Consider the following 25729-nt stretch of genomic DNA (forward strand, 5'->3'; position numbering starts at 1 on the left):
GGTGCGGGTGGGGGAGCGGGCGGGGTGGGGGGAGCGGGCGGGAGTGCGGGTGGGGGGAGTTCGGAGGTGGGACCGGTGGGGGTCGGTCAGGACTTGGGGGCGGGGGAAGCGGGAGCAGGGGACGCGGGGGACGCCGGGGACGTGGGGGTGTCCTCGGGCCGTGGGGCGGCCGGCTCCGGTCCGGCGATCCTGGCCCGCCGTACCGCCGGGACCAGCCCGGCCACCAGGGCGAGCAGGGCCATCCCGGCGGCGGCGGCCTGCAGGGCGCGGGAGCCGCCCCACTCGCCGAGGAGCCCGCCGGCGCCGAACGCGCCGGCCGTGGTGCCGGCGGCGGTGACGAGCCCGGCCAGGGCCGCGACCCGGCCCTGGAGCGCCTCCGGGGTGGCGGTCATCTGGTAGACGGCGGTGGCCACCCCGAAGATCGCGCCGATCGTGTTCATCGCGCCGAACAGCGCCCCCAGGGCGATCGGTCCTGTGGCCCAGGCCATGGCGGCCATCAGCGCGGACCACAGGGCCAGGCCGCCGATCAGGAGGACGGGCAGCGAGAACCGGGCCATCCACCAGCGGGCGGTGAGCGCGCCGAGCACCCCGCCGCATCCGCTGATCCCGAGCACCAGGCCCACCGTCGACTCCGCGTGGCCCTGCTCCTTGACCAGGATCACGACGAGTCCGAGCGAGACCACCTGGAGCAGGGCGGCGGCCAGGGTCAGCACGGGCAGCATGGCGCGCAGCCCGTGCTGCCCCCGCAGCCAGCGCAGTCCGTCGGCCAGGTCCTCGCGGATCCGGCGGTGCCCGGCCGCGGCGGCCGGTTTGCAGTCGGCCCGGATGAAGCGGAGGTTGACGGCCGCGATGACGGCGCCGACGGCGGCGGCGAGGTAGGGGCTCCAGCGCGCCCAGGTGAACAGCACGGTGCCCGCCGGCCCGCCCAGGAGACCCGCGATCCTGCCGCGGGCCTCGTTCTGGGAGAGTGCGGCGGTCAGGTGGGCCGCCGGGACGACGGTGCGTACGGCGGCCCGTTCGGCGAGGCCGGCGACGATGGTCAGGGAGACGTCGGCGGCGATCAGCGCCAGCAGTGAGCCCATGCCGAGCCCGCCGAGGAACACCGCCGCGGCCACCGTCCCCAGGACCAGGGTCCGGCCCGCCGCGCACACGCGCATCACCGTGCGCCGGTCCCAGCGGTCGACCAGAACTCCGGCGGGCAACTGGACCACGGCGTACGGCAGCACGGCCGCCGCCGAGGCCAGGCCGACGGCTCGGGCCGACCCGCCGGAGATCTGGAGTGCGAGCAGTGGGTAGCAGACCCCGCCCATGCGGGAGCCGAAGAACTGCAGCCAGTTGCCCGTCCACAACAGGAGGAAGTCACGGTTGCGGCGAAGGGGGAGCGCCGCAACCGTCCTCTCGTCCACCGTTGTCATGCGCCGAGCCTGCGTGCGGCGTCTACGCCGTTTCTACGCACGCCCGCCCCGCCCGCCCCGCCCGCCCCGCCGGCCGCCGCGGCCGCGTCCAGGGCCTCCAGCCGCTCCGCGAGCAGCCGTCCGACGTGGGCGATGGGTCCGGGCCGGGTCATCAGGCCCTCGTGGTCGGAGTCGACGGGGTGGTTCTCGACGACTCCCCCCACGTGGGGTTCCCAGGCCCGGTGGCCCCGCTCCAGGGCGAGCGCCCCGCGGTCGCGTTCGGCGGTGACGAACAGGACGTCGCCGCTGAAGTGGCCGGGGGTGTGGGACCACATGAGCCGGGTGTTGTTGACGTAGACGTCCTTCATGGCGAGGATCTCGTGCGCCTCGAACCGGGCCATCACCTTGTTCTCGCGGGCCAGGAAGGCCCGGTAGCGGTCGATGGGGAAGGTCTCGGGGGTGAGCTCGGACTCCTGGAAGTCGAAGCCGATCGCCCGCAGGTTGCGGGCGACGATCGCGGCCTCGCCGGGCGGTTCGGTGCCGACGGCGTCGGCCACCGGGTAGGCGTCGAGGATGGCCAGCAGTTCCACCCGCTCGCCCCGCCGCTCCAGTTCGGCCGCGATCGCGTGGGCGATGGTCCCGCCGACCGACCAGCCGACGAGCCGGTACGGGCCTTCGGGGGACGCCGAGCGGATCCGGTCGGCGTAGTCGGCGGCCATCTCCTCGATCGAGGCGGGCAGCGGCTCGGCGCCGTCCGTCCCGCGCGCCTGCAGCCCGTACAGCGGGTACTGGGGGCCGAGGTGTGCGAGCAGTCCGAGGTAGCACCAGCTGAGGCCGGCGGCCGGGTGCACGCAGAACAGCGGTGAGGCGGAACCGGACGCCCGCAGCGGTACGAGCACCCCGTGCCCGTCCGGTTCGCCCGCCGGCTCCAGGGCGCGGAGCAGCTCGGCGGGGGTGGGTGCCTGGAAGAGCCGGCGCAGCGGCACCTCCACGCCGAGGACGGCGCCGACCCGGCCGGACAGCCTCGTCGCCAGCAGGGAGTGCCCGCCGAACTCGAAGAAGTTGTCGTCCAGACCCACCCGTGCGAGGCCCAGCACCTCGGCGAACAGGGCGCACATCAGTTCCTCGCGCGGGGTGGTCGGCGGCCGGCCTGCGACCCGGGCCGAGAAGTCGGGGGCCGGGAGCGCCTTGCGGTCGACCTTGCCGTTGGGGGTCAGCGGGAGCGCGTCGAGGGTGACGACGGCCGCGGGCACCATGTGCGCGGGCAGGGTGTCCTTCAGCCGGTCCCGCAGAGCGGTCCCCAGGCCGTCGGTCTCGCGCCAGCGGGCGGGATCGTTGGCGTGGGCGCGGCCGGTGCCGGCGTCGGGCGCCGCCCGGTACACCCCCGTCAGCGCGAGGTCGGCGGGCTCGTCCGGTACGGGAGCCGCCTGGGGTCCGGCGGCGACGAAGACCGCGTCCAGCGCCCCCGCCTCGCCGTCCTCGTCCGTACCCGCGGCCGCGGCCGCGCCCGACCAGGTGATCGCCACCCGGTAGCCGGCGCGGTCGGCGAGGGCGTGGAGCTCCTCGGGGTCGACTCCCCCGGCGGGCCCGGCGACCGGGCGGGGCTCCCGGCCGAACAGTTCCAGGACGGCTTCGGCCTCGGCGAGCACCCGGCGGTTGGGGATGCCGGTGACCCGCAGCAGGCGGGGGGCCGACCCGGCCAGTTCGGCGGCCAGGTCCTCGATCGCGCGGATCCGCTCGCCCCAGGCCAGCGCGGGGGCGTCGGCCACGTCCAGGCCGGGGGCGGCGCCGGTGCGCAGCACCACGTCGTAGCGGTGCCGGGTCAGCTCGTTGTGGTGGACGCCGCGCCGGATCCGCAGGTCCAGGCCGCGGACCGCGGGCAGGCTCGCCCGCAGCTCGGTGAACCACTCGGGGGCGAGCAGCAGTTCCTTCTCCCGGCTCACGCTGCGCTCGATCCCGGCGCGCAGCCGGTCCCGGTCGGCGTCGGATCGGGTGTCGGCGTCCCGGCCGTGCAGGGCGACGGCCCCGCGCAGGGGGCGCAGGGTGCGCAGGTTGCGGACGTCGCCGACGAACACGGTGCCGCCGGGCGCGAGCAGTTCCGTCACCTTGGCCAGTACGTCGGTGAGGTAGTCGGCGCTCGGGAAGTACTGGACCACCGAGTTGAGCACGACGGTGTCGAAGGCGCCCCGGGGCAGGCCGTCGATGTCGTGGGCGGGCTGGGTGGTCAGGGTGACCCGGTCGGCGAGTTCGGGCCGGCCGGCCACCTCGGCGCGGAGCCGTTCGACGACGGCCCCCGAGAGGTCGGTGCCCCAGTAGCTCTCGCAGTGCGGGGCGACGTGGGCGAGGATCAGGCCGGTGCCGACGCCGATCTCCAGCACCCGGCGGGGCCGGCCGGCGAGGATGCGCTCGACGGTGCCGGAGCGCCACTCCCGCATCTCCTCCAGGGGGATCGGCTCGCCGGTATAGGTGCTGCGCCAGATGCCGAAGTCCTCGCCGAAGGTGTCGGAGCCGGGCTCGTCGTAGAGGGCGTCGTAGGCGGCCTCCCACTCCCGGACCTGGCGGGTCTCCCGCTCCGTGTCGCGCGCCCCGTCGCCCCGGTCGGGCACGGCGTAGGCCACCAGCTGCTTGTCGCCGGGGGTGGTCTCGCGGGCGACGACCACCGCCTGGGCGACCTCTGGGTGCGCGGTCAGGGCGGCCTCGATCTCGCCGAGTTCGATCCGGAAGCCGCGCACCTTGACCTGGTGGTCGGTGCGGCCGATGTATTCGAGGGTCCCGTCCGCACTCCAGCGGACGAGGTCGCCGGTGCGGTACATGCGGGTGCCGGCGGGGCCGAAGGGGTCGGCGGTGAACCGTTCGGCGGACAGTCCGGGGCGGCCCAGGTAGCCGCGGGCCACCCCGAGGCCGGCGATGTACAGCTCGCCGGCCTCGCCGGGGGCCACCGGGCTCAGGCCGCCGTCCAGTACGTAGACGCGGGTGTTGTCGAGGGGCCGGCCGATCGGCGGCCGTTCGCAGGTCTCGGCGTCCAGGCGGGCGGCGGTGGACCAGATGGTGGTCTCGGTGGGCCCGTAGACGTTGGTGAGGGAGCCTCCCAGTTCGTGCAGGGCGCGGCCGAGGGGACCGGGCAGGGCCTCGCCGCCGACGAGTTTGACGAGCCCGCGCAGGGCTTCGGGGCGGGCGGTCACCAGGCCCTGCCAGGCGGTCGGGGTGGCCTGGAGCACGGTGGCGCCGGATTCCTCGACGAGCCGGGCCAGTGCGAGCGGGTCCTTGACCGTCTCGCGGGCCGCGAGGACGAGCCGGGCGCCGTGGGCGAGCGGGGTCCACAGCTCCAGGTTGGAGATGTCGAAGCCGATGGTGGTGACGGCGAGCAGCCGGTCGTCCTCGGTCAGCCGCAGGTGGTCGCGCATCGCGTTGAGGAGGTTGAGCAGGTTGCCGTGGCCGACGACCACGCCCTTGGGGCGGCCGGTGGAGCCGGAGGTGTAGATGACGTAGGCCGGGTGCTCGGGGTGGGGCGGGGCGAGCCGGCGGACCTCTTCGAGTTCGGCCGCGGTCGTGGCGTCGAGCGCGCGGAGGGTCGCCGGGTCGTCGAGGACCAGGCGCGGGACCTCGGGGAGGGTGCCGTCGGCGGGGAGCGCGGCGGAGGTCTCGCGGTCGGTGAGGAGGAGGACCGGGGCGGCGTCGGCCAGCATGTAGGCGACGCGGTCGGCCGGGTATTCGGGGTCGATCGGCACGTACGCCGCGCCGGTCTTGAGGACGGCGAGCAGGGCCGTGACCATCGTGTCGGTCCGGGGCAGGGCCACGGCCACCAGGTCCTCGGGGCCGACGCCGCGCGCGGCGAGGGCGTGGGCGAGGCGGTCGGATCGGGTGTCGAGCTCGCGGTAGTCGAGGGTCAGGTCCTCGAAGACGAGGGCGGGCGCGTCGGGGGTGCGGGCGGCCTGCTGCCGGAACAGCTCGGGCAGGTGGTCGGCGGGCAGTGCGCGGGCGGTGTCGTTCCAGGTCACGAGCAGCCGGCCGCGGTCCTGCTCGGGCAGGGTGTCGAGGGAGCCGATCGGGGCGTGGGGGCGGGCGGCGGCGGCCGTCAGGACGGCCACCAGCCGGTCGGCGAGGCCGCGGGCGGTCTCCCGGTCGAAGAGGTCGCCGGCGTACTCCAGGACGCCGGCGATCCCGCCGGGCCGGCCGTCGGCGGTGTGCCGTTCGCCGAGCCGGAACATCAGGTCGAAGCGCGCGACCCCGGTGCCGACGCCCTGGCCGGAGGCGGCCACGTCCGGCAGCGGCGCGGTGCCGGCGGCCTCGGAGGTGTCGCGCGCGGCGACGTTGTCGAAGGTCAGCATGGTCTGGAAGAGCGGGTGCCGGGCCATCGAGCGGGCCGGGTTGAGGACGTCCACGAGGCGTTCGAAGGGGACGTCCTGGTGGGCGTAGGCGGTGAGGTCGGTCTCCCGGACCCGGCCGACGAGGTCGGCGAAGGTCTCGTCGGCCGCCACCTCGGTGCGCAGCACGAGGGTGTTGGCGAAGAAGCCGACCAGGTCCTCCAGGGCCTCGTCGGTGCGGCCGGCGATCGGGGTGCCGATCGGGATGTCGGTGGCCCCGCTCAGCTTGGACAGCAGGGTGGCCAGGGCGGCCTGCACCACCATGAAGAGGCTGGCGTGGTTCTCCCGGGCCAGGTCGGTGAGCAGGGCGTGGGTGGCGGCCGGGATCTCCACGTCCAGGACGTCGCCCCGGTAGGAGGCGACGGCCGGGCGGGGGCGGTCGGTGGGCAGGTCCAGCTCCTCGGGCAGCCCGGCCAGGGTCTGCCGCCAGTGGGCGAGTTGCCGGGAGACGAGGCTGTCGGGGTCGTCCTCGGAGCCGAGCAGCTCGCGCTGCCACAGGGTGTAGTCGGCGTACTGGACCGGCAGGGCCGTCCATCGGGGGGCCTCGCCGCGGCAGCGGGCGGCGTAGGCGGCCGTGAGGTCGCGGACGAGCAGCGGCATCGACCAGCCGTCGGTGGCGATGTGGTGGACGAGGAGCAGCAGCACGTGCTCCTCGGGGCCGACGGCGAACAGGCGGGCCCGCAGCGGGGGTTCGACGCTGACGTCGAAGCCGTGGCGGGCCTCCCGCTCCAGGGCGTCGACGAGCTCCGCCTCGGTGGTCTCGATCACGGGGAGGTCCGGCCGGGCGAGCTCGGGGGCGAGCACGGTCTGGTACGGGCCTTCGGCGTCCTCGGCGAAGACCGTGCGGAGGGTCTCGTGGCGGGTGACGAGGTCGGCGAGGGCGGAGCGCAGGGCGTCCCGGTCCACCGCGCCGGACAGCCGCAGGCCGGTCGGCACGTTGTAGGTGTGGCTGCGGCCCTCGAACCGGCCGAGGAACCACAGGCGTTGCTGGGCGAAGGAGAGCGGGACGCGCTCGGGGCGGGCGGCGGCCAGGAGGGGGGTCCGGGCGGGGCCGCCGGAGCCGAGGACGGCGGCGAGGCCGGCCACGGTCGGGGTCTCGAAGAACTGCCGGATGGTCAGTTCCTCGCCGAGGGTGGTGCGGATGCGGCCGGCGAGGCGGGTGGCGAGCAGCGAGTGGCCGCCGAGGGTGAAGAAGTCGTCGTCGAGGGAGACCTTCGGGACGCCGAGGACCTCGGCGAACAGCCCGCACAGGATCTCCTCGCGGGGGGTGCGCGGGGCCCGGCCGAGGCGGGCCGGCCCGTAGGCGGGGGCGGGCAGGGCGGCCCGGTCGAGCTTGCCGTTGGGGTTGAGCGGCAGGGCGTCGAGGGTGACGAACGCGGAGGGGACCATGTAGTCGGGCAGCGAGGCGGCGACGTGTCCGCGCAGGCGGGCCCCGTCGACGGTCCGGCCGGTGGCCGGGACCACGTAGGCGACGAGGCGTTTGTCGCCGGGCCGGTCCTCGCGGACGACGACGGCGACGCGGGCGATGTCGGGGTGTGCGGCGACGGCCGTCTCGATCTCGCCGAGTTCGATGCGGAAGCCGCGCACCTTGACCTGGAAGTCGGTGCGGCCCAGGTAGTCGAGGCTGCCTTCGGCGCTCCAGCGGACCAGGTCGCCGGTGCGGTACATCCGGGTGCCGGCCGGGCCGTGGGGGTCGGCGACGAAACGTTCCGCCGACAGGCCGGGCCGGCGGTGGTAGCCGCGGGCCAGGCCGGCGCCCGCGATGTAGAGCTCGCCCGCGACACCGACCGGGACGGGGCGCAGGGCCGCGTCCAGGACGTAGAGCCGGGTGTTGCGGAGGGGGGCGCCGATCGGGGGGACGCCGGCGATCTCGTCCCGGGTGTACCAGGCGGCGGCGTAGACGGTGGCCTCGGTGGGGCCGTAGATGTTCGCGAACCGTCCGGCGCCGACGGCCCGCACGATGGCGTTGGCGTCGCGGGCGGAGACGGCCTCGCCGGCGAGGACGACCTCGCGGGCGGTGACCAGCGGGCCGCCGTCCCCGACGATCTGGGCCATCGCCGAGGGGACGCCGCTGACCAGGGAGACCGAGCGGCCGGCGTGGGCGGGGTCGGCCAGTTCCAGGACGTCCCGCATCACCTCGACGGTGCCGCCGGACAGCAGCGGGCCGAACATCTCGAAGACGGAGACGTCGAAGTTGAGCGAGGTGGAGGCCACGACGTGGGCCATGCCCTCGGCGCCGAACTCCCCGGCCGCCCAGGCCGCCAGGTCGGCGACGTTCTCGTGGGGCACCACCACGCCCTTGGGGAGGCCGGTGGAGCCGGAGGTGTAGATGGCGTAGGCGGCGTGCGAGGGGCGCAGGGGCGCGGCCCGGTCGTCGTCGGAGGGGTCGTGCGCGGGCTGCCGGGACAGCGCGGCCCCGGTCTGCGGGTCGTCGAGGACGATCCGCACGGGCCCCTCGTCGGGCAGCCGGGACAGCACGTCCCGCGTGGTGAGCAGCAGGCCGGGGGCGGCGTCGCGGAGCAGGTGGGCGATGCGGTCGGCCGGGTACTCGGGGTCGATCGGCACGTAGGCGGCGCCGGACTTGAGGACGCCGAGGACGGCGACGAGGGTCAGTTCGGTGCGCGGCAGTGCGATGCCGACGAAGCCCTCCGGGCCCGCGCCCCGCTCCGTGAGCAGGCGGGCCAGGCGGTTGGCCCGGCCGTTGAGTTCGGCGTAGGTCAGGGAGCGGTCCCCGAAGAGCACGGCGGGCGCGTCGGGCGTGCGGGCGGCCTGCGCCTCGAAGAGGGCGGGCAGGGTGGCGCGGGGCACTTCGCGGGCGGTGTCGATCCACGTGCCGAGGATGCGGCGGCGCTCGTCCTCCTCCAGCAGCTCGACGTGGCTCAGGGGCCGCTCGGGGTCCTGGCTGACGGAGTCGAGCAGGAGCGTCAGGCGCCGCACGAGGGTTTCGGCGGTGGACCGGTCGAAGAGGTCGGCGTTGTATTCGAGGTGGCCGGTGAGCCCGTCGGGGGCGCCGTCCTCGGCCCGGGCATCGGCCACGGCGAGCAGCAGGTCGAACTGGGCGACGCCGGTGCCGACGTGGTCTCCGGAGACGGTCAGTCCGGGCAGCCGGCCCTCGCCGAGGGCGGCCTTCTGGTCGACGTTGTTGAAGGCCAGCATGGTCTGGAACAGCGGGTGGCGGCCCATCGAGCGGGCCGGGTTGAGCACCTCCACCAGCCGTTCGAAGGGGACGTCCTGGTGGGCGTAGGCCGCCAGGTCGGTCTGCCGGGCCCGGGCCACCAGCTCGGTGAAGGTCGGGTCGCCGGAGAGGTCGGTGCGCAGGACGAGGGTGTTGACGAAGAACCCGACGAGCTCCTCCAGGGCCTCGTCGGTGCGGCCGGCGATCGGGGTGCCGATCGGGATGTCCGCGGTGCCGCTCAGCTTGGACAGCAGGGCGGCGAGGCCGGCCTGCACCACCATGAAGAGGCTGGCCCGGTTCTCGCGGGCCAGGAGCTCCAGGCGGCGGTGGAGGGCGGCGGGGATCGCCACCGGCACGCTGTCGCCCCGGTAGGAGCTCGCGGCCGGCCGGGGCCGGTCGGTGGGCAGGCCCAGTTCCTCGGGGAGGTCCCGCAGGGTCTCGCGCCAGTGGGCGAGCTGCCGCGAGACGGGGCTGTCGGGGTCGTCCTCGGAGCCGAGGACCTCGCGCTGCCACAGGGTGTAGTCGGCGTACTGGACCGGCAGCGGCGTCCAGGCGGGTGCCTCGCCGGCGCAGCGCGCGGCGTAGGCGGTGGTGAGGTCGCGGACCATGATCGGGGTGGACCAGCCGCCGTCGCTCGCGATGTGGTGCACGAGCAGCATGAGCACGTGCTCGTCGGGGCCGAGCCGGAACAGGTGGGCCCGCAGGGGCGGCTCCACGGCCAGGTCGAAGCCGCGGCGGGCGGCCCGCCGCAGCTCCTCGGCCAGGCCGGCCTCGTCGGTCCGCGCGAACACGGGCTCGGGCCGGGCCTGTTCGGGGGTGAGGAGGATCTGGTGGGGGCCCTCGGCGTCTTCGGCGAAGATCGTACGGAGGGTCTCGTGGCGGGTCACGACGTCCGCGAGGGCGGAGGACAGCGCGTCGCGGTCCAGCGAGCCGGACAGGCGCAGGGTGGTGGGGATGTTGTGGGCGGCGGTCGGTCCCTCCAGCCGGCCGAGGAACCACAGGCGGCGCTGGGCGAAGGAGACCGGCACCCGCTCGGGGCGGGGGCGGGCCGTCAGCGGGAGGCGCGCGGCGTCGCCGGAGCCGAGCAGCCCGGCGAGGCCGGCGACGGTCGGGGTCTCGAACAGCTGCCGGACCGGGAGGTCCACGCCGAGGGTGGCGCGGACGCGGGTCATGAGCCGCAGCGCGAGCAGGGAGTGGCCGCCCCGGGCGAAGAAGTCCTCGTCGACCGAGATCCGGGCGACGCCGAGGACCTCGGCGAACAGCCCGCACAGGATCTCCTCCTGCGGGGTGCGCGGGGCCCGGCCGGTGCTCTCCACCCCGTACGCGGGGGCGGGCAGGGCGGCGCGGTCGAGCTTGCCGTTGGGGGTCAGCGGCAGGGCGTCGAGGGTGACGAACGCGGCGGGCACCATGTACTCGGGCAGGGCGGCGGCCACGTGCTTGCGGAGCAGGGCGTGGTCGATCGCCCGGTCGGCGGCGGGGACCGCGTAGGCCACGAGGCGCTTGTCGCCGGGGTGGTCCTCGCGGACGAGGACGGCGGCGCGGGCGACGTCGGGGTGTGCGGCGACGGCCGTCTCGATCTCGCCGAGTTCGATGCGGAAGCCGCGGACCTTCACCTGGAAGTCGGTGCGGCCCAGGTAGTCGAGGCTGCCGTCGGCGCGCCGGCGGACCAGGTCGCCGGTGCGGTACATGCGGCTGCCGGGCGCGGCGAACGGGTCGGCGACGAACCGCTCGGCGGACAGGCCGGCCCGCTGGTGGTAGCCGCGGGCCAGGCCGGAGCCGGCGATGTAGAGCTCGCCGGCCACGCCGGCCGGCACCGGGCGCAGGCCCGCGTCCAGGACGTAGAGGCGGGTGTTGGCGATGGGGCGGCCGATGGAGACGTCGCCGGAGGCGGGAACGGTGGCCGAGGTGGACCAGATCGTCGTCTCGGTCGGACCGTAGAGGTTCGTCACGGACCTGCCGTCCGCGGCGAGGGTACGGGCCAGCTCGGCGGGCAGCGCCTCGCCGCCGACCAGGACGCGCAGCCCGGCCGGCAGCGGGCCGGCCTCGGTGAGGGCGTGCCACAGGCTCGGCGTGGCCTGCATGACGGAGGCCCCCGATTCCCGCAGGAGGCGGGCCAGTTCCGGGGCGTCGCGGACGGTGTCGCGCGAGGCGAGCACGATCCCGGCGCCGTGGAGGAGGGGGAGGAAGAGTTCGAGGCCGGCGATGTCGAAGCCGACCGTGGTGACCGCGACCAGGCGGTCCTGTGCGGTCAGGGCGAAGTGGTCCTGCATCGAGGCCAGGAAGTTGACGAGCGCCTCCCCCGGCACCGCGACGCCCTTGGGGCGGCCGGTGGAGCCCGAGGTGTAGATGACGTACGCCACCTGCCGGCCGGACCGGTCCGCCACCTCGACGTCATCGGCCGCGTAGCCCGAGAGATCCGCTTCCGCGAGATCCGCCGCGGTCAGCGTCAGCACCGGATCGGCGTCCTGCAGGATGTGGTCGATGCGCTCCTGCGGGAACTCCGGGTCCACCGGCACGTACCCGGCACCCGACTTCAGCACCGCCAGCAGCGCCACCACCAGGTCCACCGAACGCGGCAGCACCACGGCGACGAGCCGCTCGGGACCCGCACCACGCTCCACCAGCCAACGCGCCAACCGGTTCGCCCGCGCGTTCAGCTCCCCGTACGAGACCTCCACACCGTCGAAGACCACGGCGGGCGCCTCGGGCGCGACCGCGGCACGCGCCGCGAAGAGCTCCGGGACGGAGACCGGTTCGATCGGGCGGTCCGTGGCGTTCCACGTCTCCAGGACCTGGTCCTGTTCCTGCGGGGACAGCAGGTCCACGCGCGACACCGGCAGGTCCGGTGCGCTCACCACCGCGCCCAGCACCCGCGTGAAGCGTTCGGCGACGGACTCGGCGGTGGCCCGGTCGAACAGGTCCGTGCTGTAGTTCAGGGCTCCGGTGAGGCCGTCGGGTGCGCCGGCGGGCCCGCGCCGCTCCTCCAGGGTGAAGGAGAGGTCGAAGCGCGCGGTGCGGGTCTCGGCCGTGTGGCCGGAGACGGTCAGGCCGGGCAGGCTGGCCGCCGCCGTGCGCGCCTGCCGCTGGTCGTTGTCGTTCCAGGTGAGCAGCGTCTGGAAGAGGGGGTGACGGGCCATGGCCCGGGCCGGGTTGAGGACCTCCACCAGCCGTTCGAAGGGCACGTCCTGGTGTTCGTAGGCGGCCAGGTCGGTGTCCCTGACGCGCTGCAGGAGGTCCCGGAAGGTGGGGGTGCCGGAGAGGTCGGTGCGCAGGACGAGGGTGTTGACGAAGAACCCGACCAGGTCCTCCAGGGCCTCGTCGGTGCGCCCTGCGATCGGCGTGCCGATGGGGACGTCGGTGCTGCCGCTGAGCTTGGACAGCAGGATGGCCAGGGCGGCCTGGACGACCATGAAGGGGCTGGCCCGGTGCTCGCGGGCCAGTTCCAGGAGGCGTGCGTGGAGGTCGGCGGGCACCGTGAAGGGCAGGGTGTCGCCGCGGTGGGAGGCGGCCGCCGGGCGGGGGCGGTCGGTGGGCAGGCCCAGTTCCTCGGGCAGGTCGGCGAGCGCCTCGCGCCAGTGCGCGAGCTGCTGCGAAATCACGCTGGCGGGGTCGTCCTCGGAGCCCAGGACCTCCTGCTGCCAGACGGTGAAGTCGGAGTACTGGACGGGGAGTTCCTCCCATCCCGGGGCGTGGCCCGCCAGCCGGGCCGTGTAGGCGGTGAGGACGTCGCGGACGAGCACGGGGATCGACCAGCCGTCGCCGGCCACGTGGTGCAGGAGTACGAGCAGGACGTGCTCGTCCGGGCCGAGTTCGAACAGGGTGCAGCGGATCGGGGCCTCGGCGAGCAGGTCGAACTCGTGCCGGGCCGCGGCCTCCAGGGCCCCGTCCAGCTCGGGCTCGCCGAGCCGGACCACCGACAGGGCGGGGGCGGACTCGGCGGCGTCCAGGACGAGCTGCCGGGGGCCGTCGGCCCCTTCGGCGAGGACCGTACGGAGGGTCTCGTGGCGGGTCACGACGTCCGCGAGGGCGGAGCGCAGCGCGTCGCGGTCCAGCGAGCCGGACAGCCGCAGGGCGGTGGGGATGTTGTAGATCGCGCTCGGGCCGTCCAACTGGTTGAGGAACCACAGGCGGCGCTGCGAGAAGGACAGCGTGGTCACGAGTTCTCCTTGTTCCCGGTCCGGCGGCGCAGCGCGGGACGGGTGGTGGTGGCCTGCGCGCGTTCGAGGCTCTCGGCCAGGGCCGCGACAGTGGGCTTCTCGAAGAAGCCGCGGATGCTCATCTCCTTGCCGAGGGCGGAGCGGACCTTGGCGGCCAGGCGGCCCGCGAGCAGCGAGTGCCCGCCGAGGACGAAGAAGTCGTCGTCGATGGTGACCGCGGCGACGCCGAGGACCTCGGCGAACAGGCCGCACAGGATCTCCTCCTGCGGGGTGCGCGGGGCGCGGCCCTCGCCGAGGCCGCCGAGGGCGGGGGCGGGCAGGGCGGCCCGGTCGAGCTTGCCGTTGGGGGTCAGCGGCAGGGCGTCGAGGGTGACGAAGGCGGCGGGCACCATGTAGTCGGGCAGGGCGGCGGCGACGTGCTTGCGGAGCACGTCCCCGTCGGGGGCGCCGTCCGGTGTCGGGACGAGGTAGGCCACCAGGCGCTTGTCGCCGGGCTGGTCCTCGCGTACGACGACGGCGGCCCGGGTCACGTCCGGATGGTCGAGGACCGCCGCCTCGATCTCGCCGAGTTCGATGCGGAAGCCGCGCACCTTGACCTGGAAGTCGGTGCGGCCCAGGTAGTCGAGCCGGCCGTCGGCGGTGCGGCGGACCAGGTCGCCGGTGCGGTACATGCGGGTGCCGGGCGCGCCGAACGGGTCGGCGACGAAACGTTCCGCCGAGAGGCCGGGCCGGCGGTGGTAGCCGCGGGCCAGGCCGGCGCCCGCGATGTAGAGCTCGCCCGCGACACCGAGGGGGACGGGCCGCAGGCCGGCGTCGAGGACGTAGACGCGGGTGTTGGCGACGGGGTCGCCGATCGAGACCTCGCCGGAGGCCGGGACCGGCGCCGCCGTGGACCAGATCGTCGTCTCGGTCGGCCCGTACAGGTTGGTCACGGACCGGCCGCCCTCCGCGAGGGTGCGGGCCAGCGGGGCCGGCAGTGCTTCGCCGCCCACCAGGACCCGCAGCCCCGCGGGCACGCCGTCCGCCTCGGCCAGTGCGTGCCACAGGCTGGGGGTGGCCTGGACGATGGTCGCGGACGAGTCCCTGATCAGGGCCGCGAGTGCGGCGGTGTCCCGGACCGTCTCCCTGGCGGCCAGGATCACCCGGGCGCCGTGCAGGAGGGGGAGGAAGAGTTCGAGGCCGGCGATGTCGAAGCCGACCGTGGTCACGGCGACCAGGCGGTCCTGCCGGGTGAGCGCGAAGCGGTCCTGCATCGAGGTCAGGAAGTTGACGAGCGCCGCGGACGGCACGGCCACGCCCTTGGGGCGGCCGGTGGAGCCCGAGGTGTAGATGACGTAGGCCACCTGGTCGCCCGACCGGCCCGGCACCGCCGGGTCGTCGGCCGCGTACCCGGACAGATCCGCTTGCGCGAGATCGGCCTCGGTGAGCGTCAGCACCGGGTTCGCGTCGCCCAGGATGTGGTCGATGCGCTCCTGCGGGAATTCCGGGTCCACCGGCACGTACCCGGCGCCCGACTTCAGCACCGCCAGCAGCGCCACCACCAGGTCCACCGAACGCGGCAGCACCACGGCGACGAGGCGCTCGGGACCCGCACCACGCTCCACCAGCCAACGCGCCAACCGGTTCGCCCGCGCGTTCAGCTCCCCGTACGAGACCTCCACGCCACCGAAGACCACAGCAGGCGCCTCAGGCGCGACCGCAGCACGCGCCGCGAAGAGCTCCGGGACCGAGTGCCCCGGAATCTCACGGTCGCTGTCGTTCCACTCACCGAGAACCCTCTCCCGTTCGCCCGGGGCCATCACGTCCACGTCCGTCACCGGCGTCCCCGGCGCGGCCACCACCGCTCGCAGCACCCGTGTGAACCGTTCGACGAGGTCCTCGGCCGTGGCCCGGTCGAAGAGGTCGGCGGCGAACTCGAGGTGGCCGTGCAGGCCGGCGGGGGTGCCGTCGGGCGCGTGGGCCTCCTTCAGGGCGAGGGTGAGGTCGAACTTCGCGACCCGCGTGCCCAGCGGCAGGGCCCGGGCGGTCAGGCCGGGGAACCGGTCGGCGACGGCGTCGGACAGCCGGTCGTCGGTGTTGTTCCACATCAGCATGGTCTGGAACAGCGGGTGGCGGGCCATCGAGCGGGCCGGGTTGAGCACCTCCACCAGCCGTTCGAAGGGCACGTCCTGGTTCGCGTACGCGGCCAGCGCGGTCTCCCGCACCCGGTCGAGGAGTTCCGCGAAGCTCGGGGCGCCGGAGAGGTCGGTGCGCAGGACGAGGGTGTTGACGAAGAACCCGACCAGATCGTCCAGTGCCTCGTCGGTGCGGCCGGCGATGGGCGTGCCGACCGGGATGTCCTCGCCCGCTCCCAGGCGGGACAGGAGGGTGGCCCAGGCCGCCTGGACGACCATGAAGAGGCTGGCCCGGCGCTCGCCCGCGAGGCCGGCGAGGCCGGCGTGCAGGTCGGCGGGCACCCGGAAGGCCACGGCGTCGCCGCGGTGGGAGGCGACCGGGGGCCGGGGGCGGTCGGCGGGCAGGGCCAGTTCCTCGGGCAGGTCCGCGAGGGTCCGCCGCCAGTGGGCGAGTTGCCGGGCGGCGGCGCTGTCCGGGTCGGTCTCGGAGCCGAGGACGTCCTGCTGCCAGAGCGTGTGGTCGGCGTACTGGACCGGGAGCTCCTCCCAGCCGGGGGCGCCGCCGGCGTGGCGGGCCGCGTAGGCCGAGGTGAGGTCCCGGGCGAGGACGGGGGCCGACCAGCCGTCGGTGGCGATGTGGTGCAGGAGCAGCATCAGCACGTGCTCGTCGGGGCCGGTGCGGAACACGGTGACCCGCACCGGCGGTTCGGCGGCCAGGTCGAAGGGCCGGGCGGCGGCCTCGTCGAGCCGCTCCCCGAGGACGTCCGGCGCCGCGGTGACGGTGCGCGGGGCGCCCAGGCGGGCGATGGCCTCCTCGGGGGTGAGGATCACCTGGTGGCCGCCGTCGGGGTCGTCGGCGAAGAGGGTGCGCAGGGACTCGTGGCGGGTGACGACGTCGCCGACGGCCGCCCACAGGGCCTCGATGTCCAGGGGGCCGGACAGCCGCAGGGCCGTGGGCATGTTGTAGGTCGCGGTGGGCCCCTCCAGGCCGTGCAGGAACCACAGGCGCCGCTGGCCGTGCGAGAGGGGGATCCGTTCGGGCCGCTCCCGGCGCGTCACGGCCTGGCGGGCGCCTTCGGCCGTGTCGAGGAGGGTGGCGAGGCCGGCTGGGGTGGGCTCCTCGAAGAGGCCCCGTACGGCGAGTTCGACCCCGAGGACGGAGCGGACCCGGGCGACCAGGCGGGTGGCGAGCAGCGAGTGGCCGCCCAGGTCGAAGAAGTCCTGGTCGACGCCGACCGCCGGGATCCCGAGGACCTCGGCGAACAGCGCGCACAGGGCCTCCTCGCGCGGGGTGCGCGGGGCGCGGGCGGCGGCCTGCTCGTGGGCGGGGGCGGGCAGCGCGGCCCGGTCGAGCTTGCCGGTGCGGGTCAGCGGCAGCTCGTCGAGGGTCACGTACGCGGCGGGCACCATGTGGGCGGGCAGCCGGCTCGCGAGGTGGGCGCGCAGCTCGCCGGCGGTGGGTGCCGGGCGGCCCCGGTCGGGGACGGCGTAGGCGACCAGGCGCTTGTCGCCGGGACGGTCCTCGCGGACGGTGACGGCGGCCCGGACCAGGTCCGGGTGGGCGGTCAGGACGGCCTCGATCTCGCCGGGTTCGATGCGGAAGCCGCGGATCTTGACCTGGTGGTCGGCGCGGCCGACGTAGACGAGGTCGCCGTCGGCGGTCAGCCGGGCCAGGTCGCCGGTGCGGTACATGCGGGCGCCGGGCGCGCCGAACGGGTCGGCGGTGAACCGCTCGGCGGTGAGGTCGGGCCGGCCGAGGTAGCCGCGGGCGAGGGCTTCGCCGGCCAGGTGCAGCTCGCCGGTGACGCCGGGCGGGACCGGCAGCAGGCTCCCGTCCAGGAGGTAGGCGCGGGCGCCGTCGACGGGCTTGCCGATCGGCGGTGTGGCGGGCCAGTCCGCCACGGAGGCGGGCAGCGTCCACGCGGTCGCCACGTGGGTCTCGGCGGGTCCGTAGTGGTTGTGCAGGAGGGTGTCGGCGTGCGCGTGGTGGGCGCGGACCGGCTCCCGCAGGGTCAGGGCCTCGCCGGCCTGGACGATGTGGCGCAGGGCCGACAGGTCGGCGCCGCATTCGCGGGCCGCCTCCAGGACGCCGTCGACGACCAGGTTCGGCGCGTACAGCTCGGCCACCGCCTGCTCGGCCAGCCAGCGGGCCAGCTCGCGGGGGTCGCGGCGGGTGTCCTCGGGGCAGACGGCGAGGGTCTTTCCGGCCAGGAGCGCGGAGAGGATCTCCTGGACGGAGACGTCGAAGCCGACGGCCGTGAACTGGGCCACCACGGTGCCGGGTTCGCCGGGGACGGCCCGCTCGTGCCAGTCGAGCAGGCCGGCCAGGGCGCGGTGCGGCATCACGATGCCCTTGGGGCGGCCGGTGGAGCCGGAGGTGTAGATCACGTAGGAGGGGTGGTCGGGCAGCGCGGCCGGGAAGGTCTCGGCCGGGTCGGCCGCGGGCAGCGGGTCCTCGACGAGAATCCGGGCGGTGTCGGCGGCCGGCAGGTCCGCGGCGATCGCGGCGGTGGTGACCAGCGCCCCGGGCGCGGTGTCGGCGAGCATCAGGGCGATCCGCTCGGCCGGGAGTTCGGGGTCGATCGGCACGTACGCGGGGCCCGCGGTGAGGGCGGCGACGAGGGCGACGGCCAGGTCGGTGCCCCGGGGCAGGGCGACGGCCACCCGGTCCTCGGGGCCCAGGCCCCGGCGGCGCAGTTCGGAGGCCAGGGCGCGGGCCCGCTCCAGCAGTTCCCGGTAGGTGAGCGCGCCCCGGTCGTCGGTGACGGCGAGGGTGTCGGGGGTGCGGGCGGCCTGTGCGGCGAAGGTCTCGGCGAGCGGCCGGTGGGCGCGGGCGCCGGTGGCCGGCGGTGCGGGGAGCAGGCGGGCGCGGGTCGCCTCGGGCAGTACGTCGATGCGGTGCACCGGGCGTTCGGCGTCGGCGGCGACGGCGGTGAGGACCGCGAGCAGGGAGGAGGCGAAGAGGTCGGCCGTGGCCGGGTCGTAGAGGTCGGTGCCGTACTCCAGGCGGACGGTGAGCCCGTCCGGGGCGCCGTGCTCGGTGCGCAGGTCGGAGAAGGCGAAGAGGAGGTCGAAGGTGGCCACGCCGGTGCCGACCTCGCCGACGCGCATCCGCAGGTCGGGCAGGTCCTCGGTGAGCCGGCCGGTGGTCTCGTGGCCGGCGTTGTTCCAGGTGACCATGGTCTGGAAGAGGGGGTGCCGGCCCAGGGAGCGGTCCGGGTTGAGGGTCTCCACCAGCCGTTCGAAGGGCACTTCCTGGTGTCCGTAGGCGGCCAGGGAGGTCGCGCGGACCCGGTCGAGCACCTCGGTGAAGGCGGGGTCGCCCGACAGGTCGGTGCGCAGGACGAGGGTGTTGACGAAGAAGCCGATGAGGCCGTCGAGTGCCTCGTTGACGCGGCCGGCGCTGGGGGTGCCGAGGGGGATGTCCTCGCCGGCGCCGAGCCGGGAGAGGGTCACGGCGAGGGCGGCCTGGACGACCATGAACAGGCTGGCCCGGTGCGCCTGGGCGAGGGCCTCCAGTTCCGTGTGGAGTTCGGCGGGGATCCGGAAGCGCAGTTCGGCGCCGTGGCCGGTGGCCCGGCGGGGGCGGGGACGGTCGGCGGGCAGGGTCAGTTCCTCGGGCAGGTCCGCGAGCGCGTCCCGCCAGTAGGCGAGTTGCCGGCCCAGCTCGCTCGCCGGGTCGTCGGCGGAGCCGAGCACCCGGCGCTGCCACAGGGTGTAGTCGGCGTACTGGACGGCCAGGGGCCGCCAGGCCGGGTCCGTGCCGCCGCGCCGGGCGGCGTAGGCGGTGGTGAGGTCCTTGACGAGCAGGGGGACCGACCAGCCGCCGTCGCCGGCGATGTGGTGCATGACCAGGAGCAGGGCGTGCTCGTCCGGGGCGAGGGCGAAGAGGTGGGCGCGCAGCGGGATCTCCCGTGCGAGGTCGAAGCCGATCCGGGCGGCCTCGGTGAGCAGGGCGGGCAGCTCCTCCTCGGTGGCGGGCCGGGCGGCCAGCGGGACCGGGACGGGGTCCAGGATGACCTGGTGGGGTCCGTCGGCGTCCTCGGCGAAGACGGTCCGCAGGGTTTCGTGGCGGGTGACGACGTCGGCGAGGGCGGTGCGCAGCGCGTCCTCGTCCAGGGTGCCGGTCAGCCGCAGGACCACGGGCACGTTGTAGGTGGGGCTGCCCGGCTCCTCGAAGCGGCCCAGGAACCACAGGCGCTGCTGGGCGGGTGAGGCGGGCAGGCGGTCGGGGCGGGGGCCGGCGACCAGCGGGGCGCGGGTCGCGGCGGCTCCGGTGAGGCGGGCGGCGAGGGCGGCGACGGTGGGTGCCTCGAAGAGGGCGCTGATGGGCACGTCCACGTCGAGGACCGAGCGGATCCGGCCGACCAGGCGCATCGCGGCCAGGGAGTGGCCGCCGACGGCGAAGAAGTCGTCGTCGATGGAGACCCGGGGGCGGCTGAGGATCTCGGCGAAGAGGCCGCAGAGGATCTCCTCCTGCGGGGAGCGGGGCGGCCGGCCGGTGGTGTCGTGGGTCTCGGCGGGGTCGGGCAGGGCCTTGCGGTCGAGTTTGCCGTTGGCGGTGAGCGGGAGCTCGGCCAGCATCACGAAGGCGCCGGGGACCATGTACTCGGGGACGGCGGCGGCCAGGTGGGCGCGCAGCGCGAGCGGGTCGATGCCACCGACCACCCAGGCGACGAGGCGGGGTTCGCCGCCCCCGTCGGGGCGTACGCCGACGGCGGCGGCGGTGACGTCCGGGTGGGCGGCGAGCACGCTCTCGATCTCGCCGACCTCGATGCGGAAGCCGCGCAGCTTGACCTGCTGGTCGCCGCGGCCGACGTACTCCAGCCGGCCGTGCGCGGTGCGCCGGGTCACGTCGCCGGTGCGGTACATCAGGGTGCCGGGGGCGCCGTACGGGTCGGGCACGAACCGCTCGGCGGTGCGGCCGGGTTGGGCGAGGTAGCCGCGGGCGAGGCCGGCGCCGGAAAGGTACAGCTCGCCGGGGACGCCGGGCGCGACCGGCCGCAGGCGGTCGTCCAGGACGTACACGCCGGTGTTGTCGAGCGGCTCGCCGAGGTGGATGGCGGTGGGGTCGGTGATCGGGGCGGCGGTGGACCAGACGGTGGTCTCGGTGGGCCCGTAGACGTTGAGGACGGAGCGGGCGGAGGCGGTCAGGACGACGGCGAGGTCGGCGGGCAGGGCCTCCCCGCCGATCAGGACGCGGACGTCGGCGAGGAAGGAGGCGTCCCGGCCGGTGGCGGCCCGCCACAGGGTGGGGGTGGCCTGCATGACGGTGATGCCGTGCCGGGTGACGGCGGCGCGCAGCGCCTCGGGGTCGCGGACGGTGTCCGGTCCGGCGATGACGACGGCGCCGCCGGTGGCCAGCGGCAGGTACAGCTCCAGGGCGGCGATGTCGAAGCCGACGGTGGTGACGGCGAGGAGGCGGTCGGCCGGGGTCATGGCGCACCGGTCGGCCATGGCCCGCAGGAAGTTGTCGAGGGCCGAGCGGGGCACCACCACGCCCTTGGGGATGCCGGTGGAGCCGGAGGTGTGCAGGACGTAGGCGGCGCTCGCGGCGGGCACGCGGACGTCGTCGAGGTCGCCGTTCGCGTACGGGGAGGTGTCGGTCTCGTCGGCGAGGACGGTCGGCACGGCCACGGCGGGCAGGGCGGGCAGCAGTTCGCCGGTGGTGACGAGGATGGCGGGATCGGCGTTCGTGATCATCCGGCGGATGCGGTCGGCGGGGAAGCCGGTGTCGATGGGCAGGTAGGCGGCGCCGGCCTTCTGGACGGCGAGGAGGGTGACGAGCAGGTCGGCGGTGCGGGGCAGGGCGACGGCGACGAACCGCTCCGGGGCGGCCCCGCGCGCGCGGAGCAGCCGGGCCAGGGCGTTGGCCCGGGCGTTGAGTTCGGCGTAGGTGAGCGTGGTGTCGCCGGCGTGCGCGGCGGGCGCGTGCGGGTGGTCGGCCGCGTGCTGTTCGAACCGGTCGAGGAACCAGCGCTCCTGGGCCGGGCGGGCGGTCTCGGCGGGGCCGGCGAGGGCGGCGGGGCGTTCCCCGTCGAGCAGGACGTCCACGGCGCCGACGCGCCGGTCGGGCTCCTCGACGAGGCGGGCCAGGACGGTGGTGAAGCGGGTCGCCAGGCGTTCGGCGGTGGCGTGGTCGAAGAGGTCGCCGGCGTATTCGAGGATGCCGGTCATGCCGTCGCCCGCGCCGTCGGCGGTGAGGCGTTCGCGCAGGTTGAAGGCGAGGTCGAACTTGGCGACGCCGCCGCCGACGCCGCCGCGGGCGGCCACGGACAGCTCGCCGAGCAGGGCTTCGCCGGCCTCGGTGTCGGCCTGTCCGCCCTCGCCGCGGCCGCCGGTGTTGTTGAAGGCCAGGAGGACCTGGAAGAGCGGGGAGCGGGCCAGGGAGCGGGCCGGGTTGAGGACCTCGACCAGCCGCTCGAAGGGGAGGTCCTGGTGGGACCACGCGGCGAGGTCGGTCTCCCGGACCCGGCCCAGCAGTTCGGTGAAGGTCGGGTCGCCGCTGACGTCGGTGCGCAGCACCAGGGTGTTGATGAAGTCGCCGACGAGGTCGTCGAGTGCCTCGTCCATGCGGCCGGCCACCGGGGAGCCGAGGGGGATGTCCTCGCCGGCGCCGAGCCGGGAGAGGGTCACGGCGAGGGCGGCCTGGACCACCATGAAGACGGTGACGTCGGCGGCGCGGGCGCGCTCGGCGACGGCCCGGTGCAGGTCGGTGGGGATGGCGATCGCGATGTTGTCGCCGCGGTAGGAGGCGACGGCGGGGCGCGGCCGGTCGGTGGGGAGGGCGAGTTCCTCGGGCAGATCGGCGAGGGTCTCGCGCCAGAAGGCGAGCTGGCGGGCGGCGCGGCTGTCGGGGTCGTCCTCGGAGCCCATCAGGCCGTGCTGCCAGAGGGCGAAGTCGGCGTACTGGACGGGCAGTTCGTCCCACTGGGGGGCGTGGCCCGCGGCCCGGGCGGCGTAGGAGCGGGTCAGGTCGCGGGTGAGCAGCGGGGTGGACCAGCCGTCGCCCGCCACGTGGTGGAGCAGGACGAGCAGTTCGTGCCGGTCCTCGGCGAGTTCGAACAGGGACAGGCGCAGCGGGATCTCGGCGGACAGGTCGAAGGGGTGGCGGGCGTGCTCGGCGAGCAGCCCCTCCAGCTCCTCCTCGGAGCAGCGCACGTGGCGCAGCTCGGGGCGGACGTCCGTGAGGACGACCTGGTGGGCGCCCTGCTCGTCCTCGGCGATGACGGTGCGCAGGCTCTCGTGGCGCTCCAGGACGTCGGCGTAGGCGGCGCGCAGCGCCTCGTGGTCGAGCGGACCGGTCAGGCGGAGCGCGGAGGCCAGGTTGTAGACGGGGTTGGGGCCCTCCATGCGGTGCAGGAACCACAGCCGCTGCTGGGCGTGCGAGAGCGGCAGCCGGTCGGGGCGCTCCTGGCGGCGCAGCGGCGGGCGCGCCTCCTCGGCGTCGGCCAGGGAGCGGACCAGGCCGGCCGGGGTGGGGTTCTGGAACAGGTGCTTGACGGAGAGTTCGACGCCCAGGGTCGCGCGCAGGCGGCTGACCAGGCGGATGGCGAGGAGGGAGTGGCCGCCGAGGGCGAAGAAGTCGTCGTCGGCGCCGACGCCGGGGTGGCCGAGGACGCCGGCGAAGAGGTCGCGGACGAGCTCCTCGCGGGGGTCGCGCGGGGCCCGCTGGACGGGCAGGGCGGTGGCGGTCTCCTCGGGGGCGGGCAGGGCGGCCCGGTCCACCTTGCCGTTGGGGGTGAGCGGCAGGGCGGGGAGGGTGACGACGGCGGCCGGGACCATGTAGGCGGGCAGGGCGCCGGCGAGGTGCGCGCGCAGGGCGTCCGCGTCCACGGACTCGGGGGTGACGTAGGCGACCAGGCGGGTGTCGCCGGGGCGGTCCTCGCGGGCGAGGACGACGGCGCGGGTCACGGCGGGGTGGGCGGCGGCGGCCGACTCGATCTCGCCGGGCTCGATGCGGAAGCCGCGCAGCTTGATCTGGTCGTCGGCGCGGCCGGCGTACACGAAGGTGCCGTCCGGGCGGCGGCGGACGAGGTCGCCGGTGCGGTACATGCGGGCGCCGGGCGGGCCCCACGGGTCGGCGACGAAGCGCTCGGCGGTGAGGTCGGGGCGGCCCTCGTAGCCGCGGGCCAGGACCACGCCGGCCACGTACAGCTCGCCGGGGACGCCGGGGGCGACCGGGCGCAGAGCCGCGTCCAGGGCGTAGGCGCGGGCGTCGTCGAAGGGGCGGCCGATGGGGACGGGGCCGTCGGCGACCTCGGCGCCGGGCTCGATCCGGAACTCCAGGCAGTTGACGGTGGCCTCGGTGGGACCGTAGGCGTTGATCACGGTGGCGTCGGGGTGGGCCGCGCGCCAGGCCCGCAGGGCCTCGCCGCGCAGGGCCTCGCCGCCGAGGACGAGGGTCCCGGAGGGGGAGACCTCCTGCGGGAGGGTGTCCAGGAGTTCCAGGTGGCTGGGGGTGCCCTTGAGGAAGGTGGGGCGGGGGCCGCCGACGGCTTCCGGGAGTTCGGACAGGTGGGCGCAGCCGCCGGAGACGAGCGGGCTGTACAGGCCGGTCACGGTGAGGTCGAAGGTGACCGAGGAGTGTACGAGGGTCAGGCCGGCGGCGTCGGGGTAGGCCCGGCGGGCCCGCGCGAGGTAGGCGCCCACCGAGCGGTGCTCGACGACGACGCCCTTGGGGCGGCCGGTGGAGCCGGAGGTGAAGATCAGGTAGGCGGGGTCGTGGGGGTGCGGGGCGGCCGTGAAGGAGGCGGCCTCCTGCTCGGTGACGGCCAGGGTCGGGATGCCGCCCAGGTCGGTGCCGGGCGCGGTGAGGGCGAGTACGGGGGCGGCGTCGGCGAGGACGGCCGCGATCCGCTCGGCCGGGTGCTCGGGGTCGAGCGGCACGTAGGCGCCGCCGGACTTGGCGACGCCGAGGAGGGCCACCACCAGGTCGATGCCGCGCGGCAGCAGCACGGCCACGTTCCGGCCGGGGCCGACCCCGCGCCGGACGAGGTCGCGGGCCACGAAGCTGGCCCGGGCGTCCAGTTCGCGGTAGGTCAGCACCCGGCCGCCGGCGCGCACCGCGGGCGCGTCGGGGGTGAGCAGGGCCTGCTCGGTGAAGAGCTCCGGCAGCGTGGGCAGGCCGGCGGCGGCTGCGGCGGCGCCCGTGTCGGCGGCGACGGGGCCGGCCGCCGCGGCCAGGGCGCGGGCGGTCTCGGCGGCGCCGATCACGTCGATCCGGCCCAGGGGCAGCTCCGGTGAGCTCACCAGGGTGTCCAGGAGCTCCAGGAACCGTTCGGAGATCCGGGCCGCCGCGTCGTCGTCGAAGAGGTCGCGCTGGTGGAAGAGCTTGAAGCGCAGGGTGTCCTGCGGCATCCCGACCAGGCTGAGCGGGAAGTGGTTGGCCGAGTGGCTCTCGGCGCCCACCACCCGCAGCGGGTCGGCGTCGGCGGAGACGGCCGGCGCGGAGTCGAAGGGGAAGTTCTCGAAGACGACGGAGCTGTCGAAGAGGGGGCCGAGTCCGGTGCGGTGCTGGATCTGCGACAGGCCCACGTACTGGTGGTTGATCAGCTCCGCCTGGGCGTGGTGCACCCGGCCGAGGAGCTCGCCCGCCGTCTCCTCGGGGGACAGCCGGATGCGCAGCGGCAGGGTGTTGATGAACAGGCCGACCATGGACTCGATGCCGGGCAGTTCGGCCGGGCGGCCGTTGACGGTGACGCCGAAGACCACGTCGTCGGTGCCGGTGAGACCGGCCAGTACGAGCGACCAGGCGGCCTGGACCACGGTGTTGACGGTGACGCCGGCGGCGCGGGCCCGGGCGGTCAGCGCCCGGGTCCGCTCCTCGGTGAGCCCGAACTCGTGCCGCCCGGGGTCCTGCGGGGTGTGCTCGCCGGAGCCCGCGACCAGGGTGGGGGCGGCGAGGCCGGCGAGCATGCCGTCCCAGGCGGCGCGGGCCGCGTCGGCGTCCTGGCGGGACAGCCAGGCGAGGTAGTCGCGGTAGGGGGCGACCGGCGGCAGCCGCCGGGCGTCGCCGCCCGAGACGTACAGGCTGTGGAACTCCTTGAGCAGGGTCGGCAGCGACCAGCCGTCGAGCACCGTGTGGTGGATGGTGAAGACCAGCCGGTGGTTGGCGGGGCCGAGCCGGATCAGGGTGAAGCGGATCAGGGGCGGCCGGCCGATGTCGAAGCGGCGCTCCCGGTCGGCGAGCGTGGCCCGGCGGGCCTCGGCGTCGGCCTCCTCCTCGGCGAGGCCGGAGAGGTCGATCTCGGTCCACGGCAGCCGGTAGCGGGCCGCGACGATCTGCGCCCACTCCCCGTCCTTGCGCTGCCTGAACGCCACCCGCAGGCTCGCGTGCCGGCGCAGCAGGGCCTCGGCGGCCTCCCGGGCCCGGCCCGCGTCGAGCGGGCCGGCCAGGTGGAAGGTCGACTGGACGGTGTAGATGTCCGGGGTCGCCTCGTCGAAGACGCTGTGGAAGAGCAGGCCGCTCTGGAGCGGGGAGAGCGGCAGTATGTCTTCGACCGTGCGGGTGGTTCGGGCCACT

Annotated in this window: 3 protein-coding genes; all 3 read right to left on the reverse strand. The window is 75.5% G+C overall.

The features are described 5' to 3' along the window. Positions 1 to 86 precede the first annotated feature (86 nt). From ACFWBN_RS27425 to ACFWBN_RS27435, 3 genes are read right to left on the reverse strand one after another with little or no spacing between them, the layout of a single operon-like run. Positions 87 to 1415, reverse strand: coding sequence for an MFS transporter (locus ACFWBN_RS27425; RefSeq protein ID WP_385180246.1), 1329 nt, complete (start codon positions 1413 to 1415; stop codon positions 87 to 89). Beyond that, entirely contained in the window at positions 1412 to 13090 is an 11679-nt protein-coding gene (locus ACFWBN_RS27430) for an amino acid adenylation domain-containing protein (RefSeq protein ID WP_385180249.1), read from the reverse strand. Before ACFWBN_RS27430 ends, ACFWBN_RS27425 begins: the two co-directional genes overlap by 4 nt. After that, positions 13087 to 25728, reverse strand: a complete 12642-nt coding sequence (locus tag ACFWBN_RS27435) for an amino acid adenylation domain-containing protein (RefSeq protein ID WP_385180252.1) — start codon at positions 25726 to 25728, stop codon at positions 13087 to 13089. Before ACFWBN_RS27435 ends, ACFWBN_RS27430 begins: the two co-directional genes overlap by 4 nt. Position 25729 lies beyond the last annotated feature (1 nt).

It is taken from the genome of Streptomyces sp. NPDC059989 (assembly GCF_042736975.1).
In the GTDB taxonomy this organism is placed as follows: Bacteria; Actinomycetota; Actinomycetes; order Streptomycetales; family Streptomycetaceae; genus Streptomyces.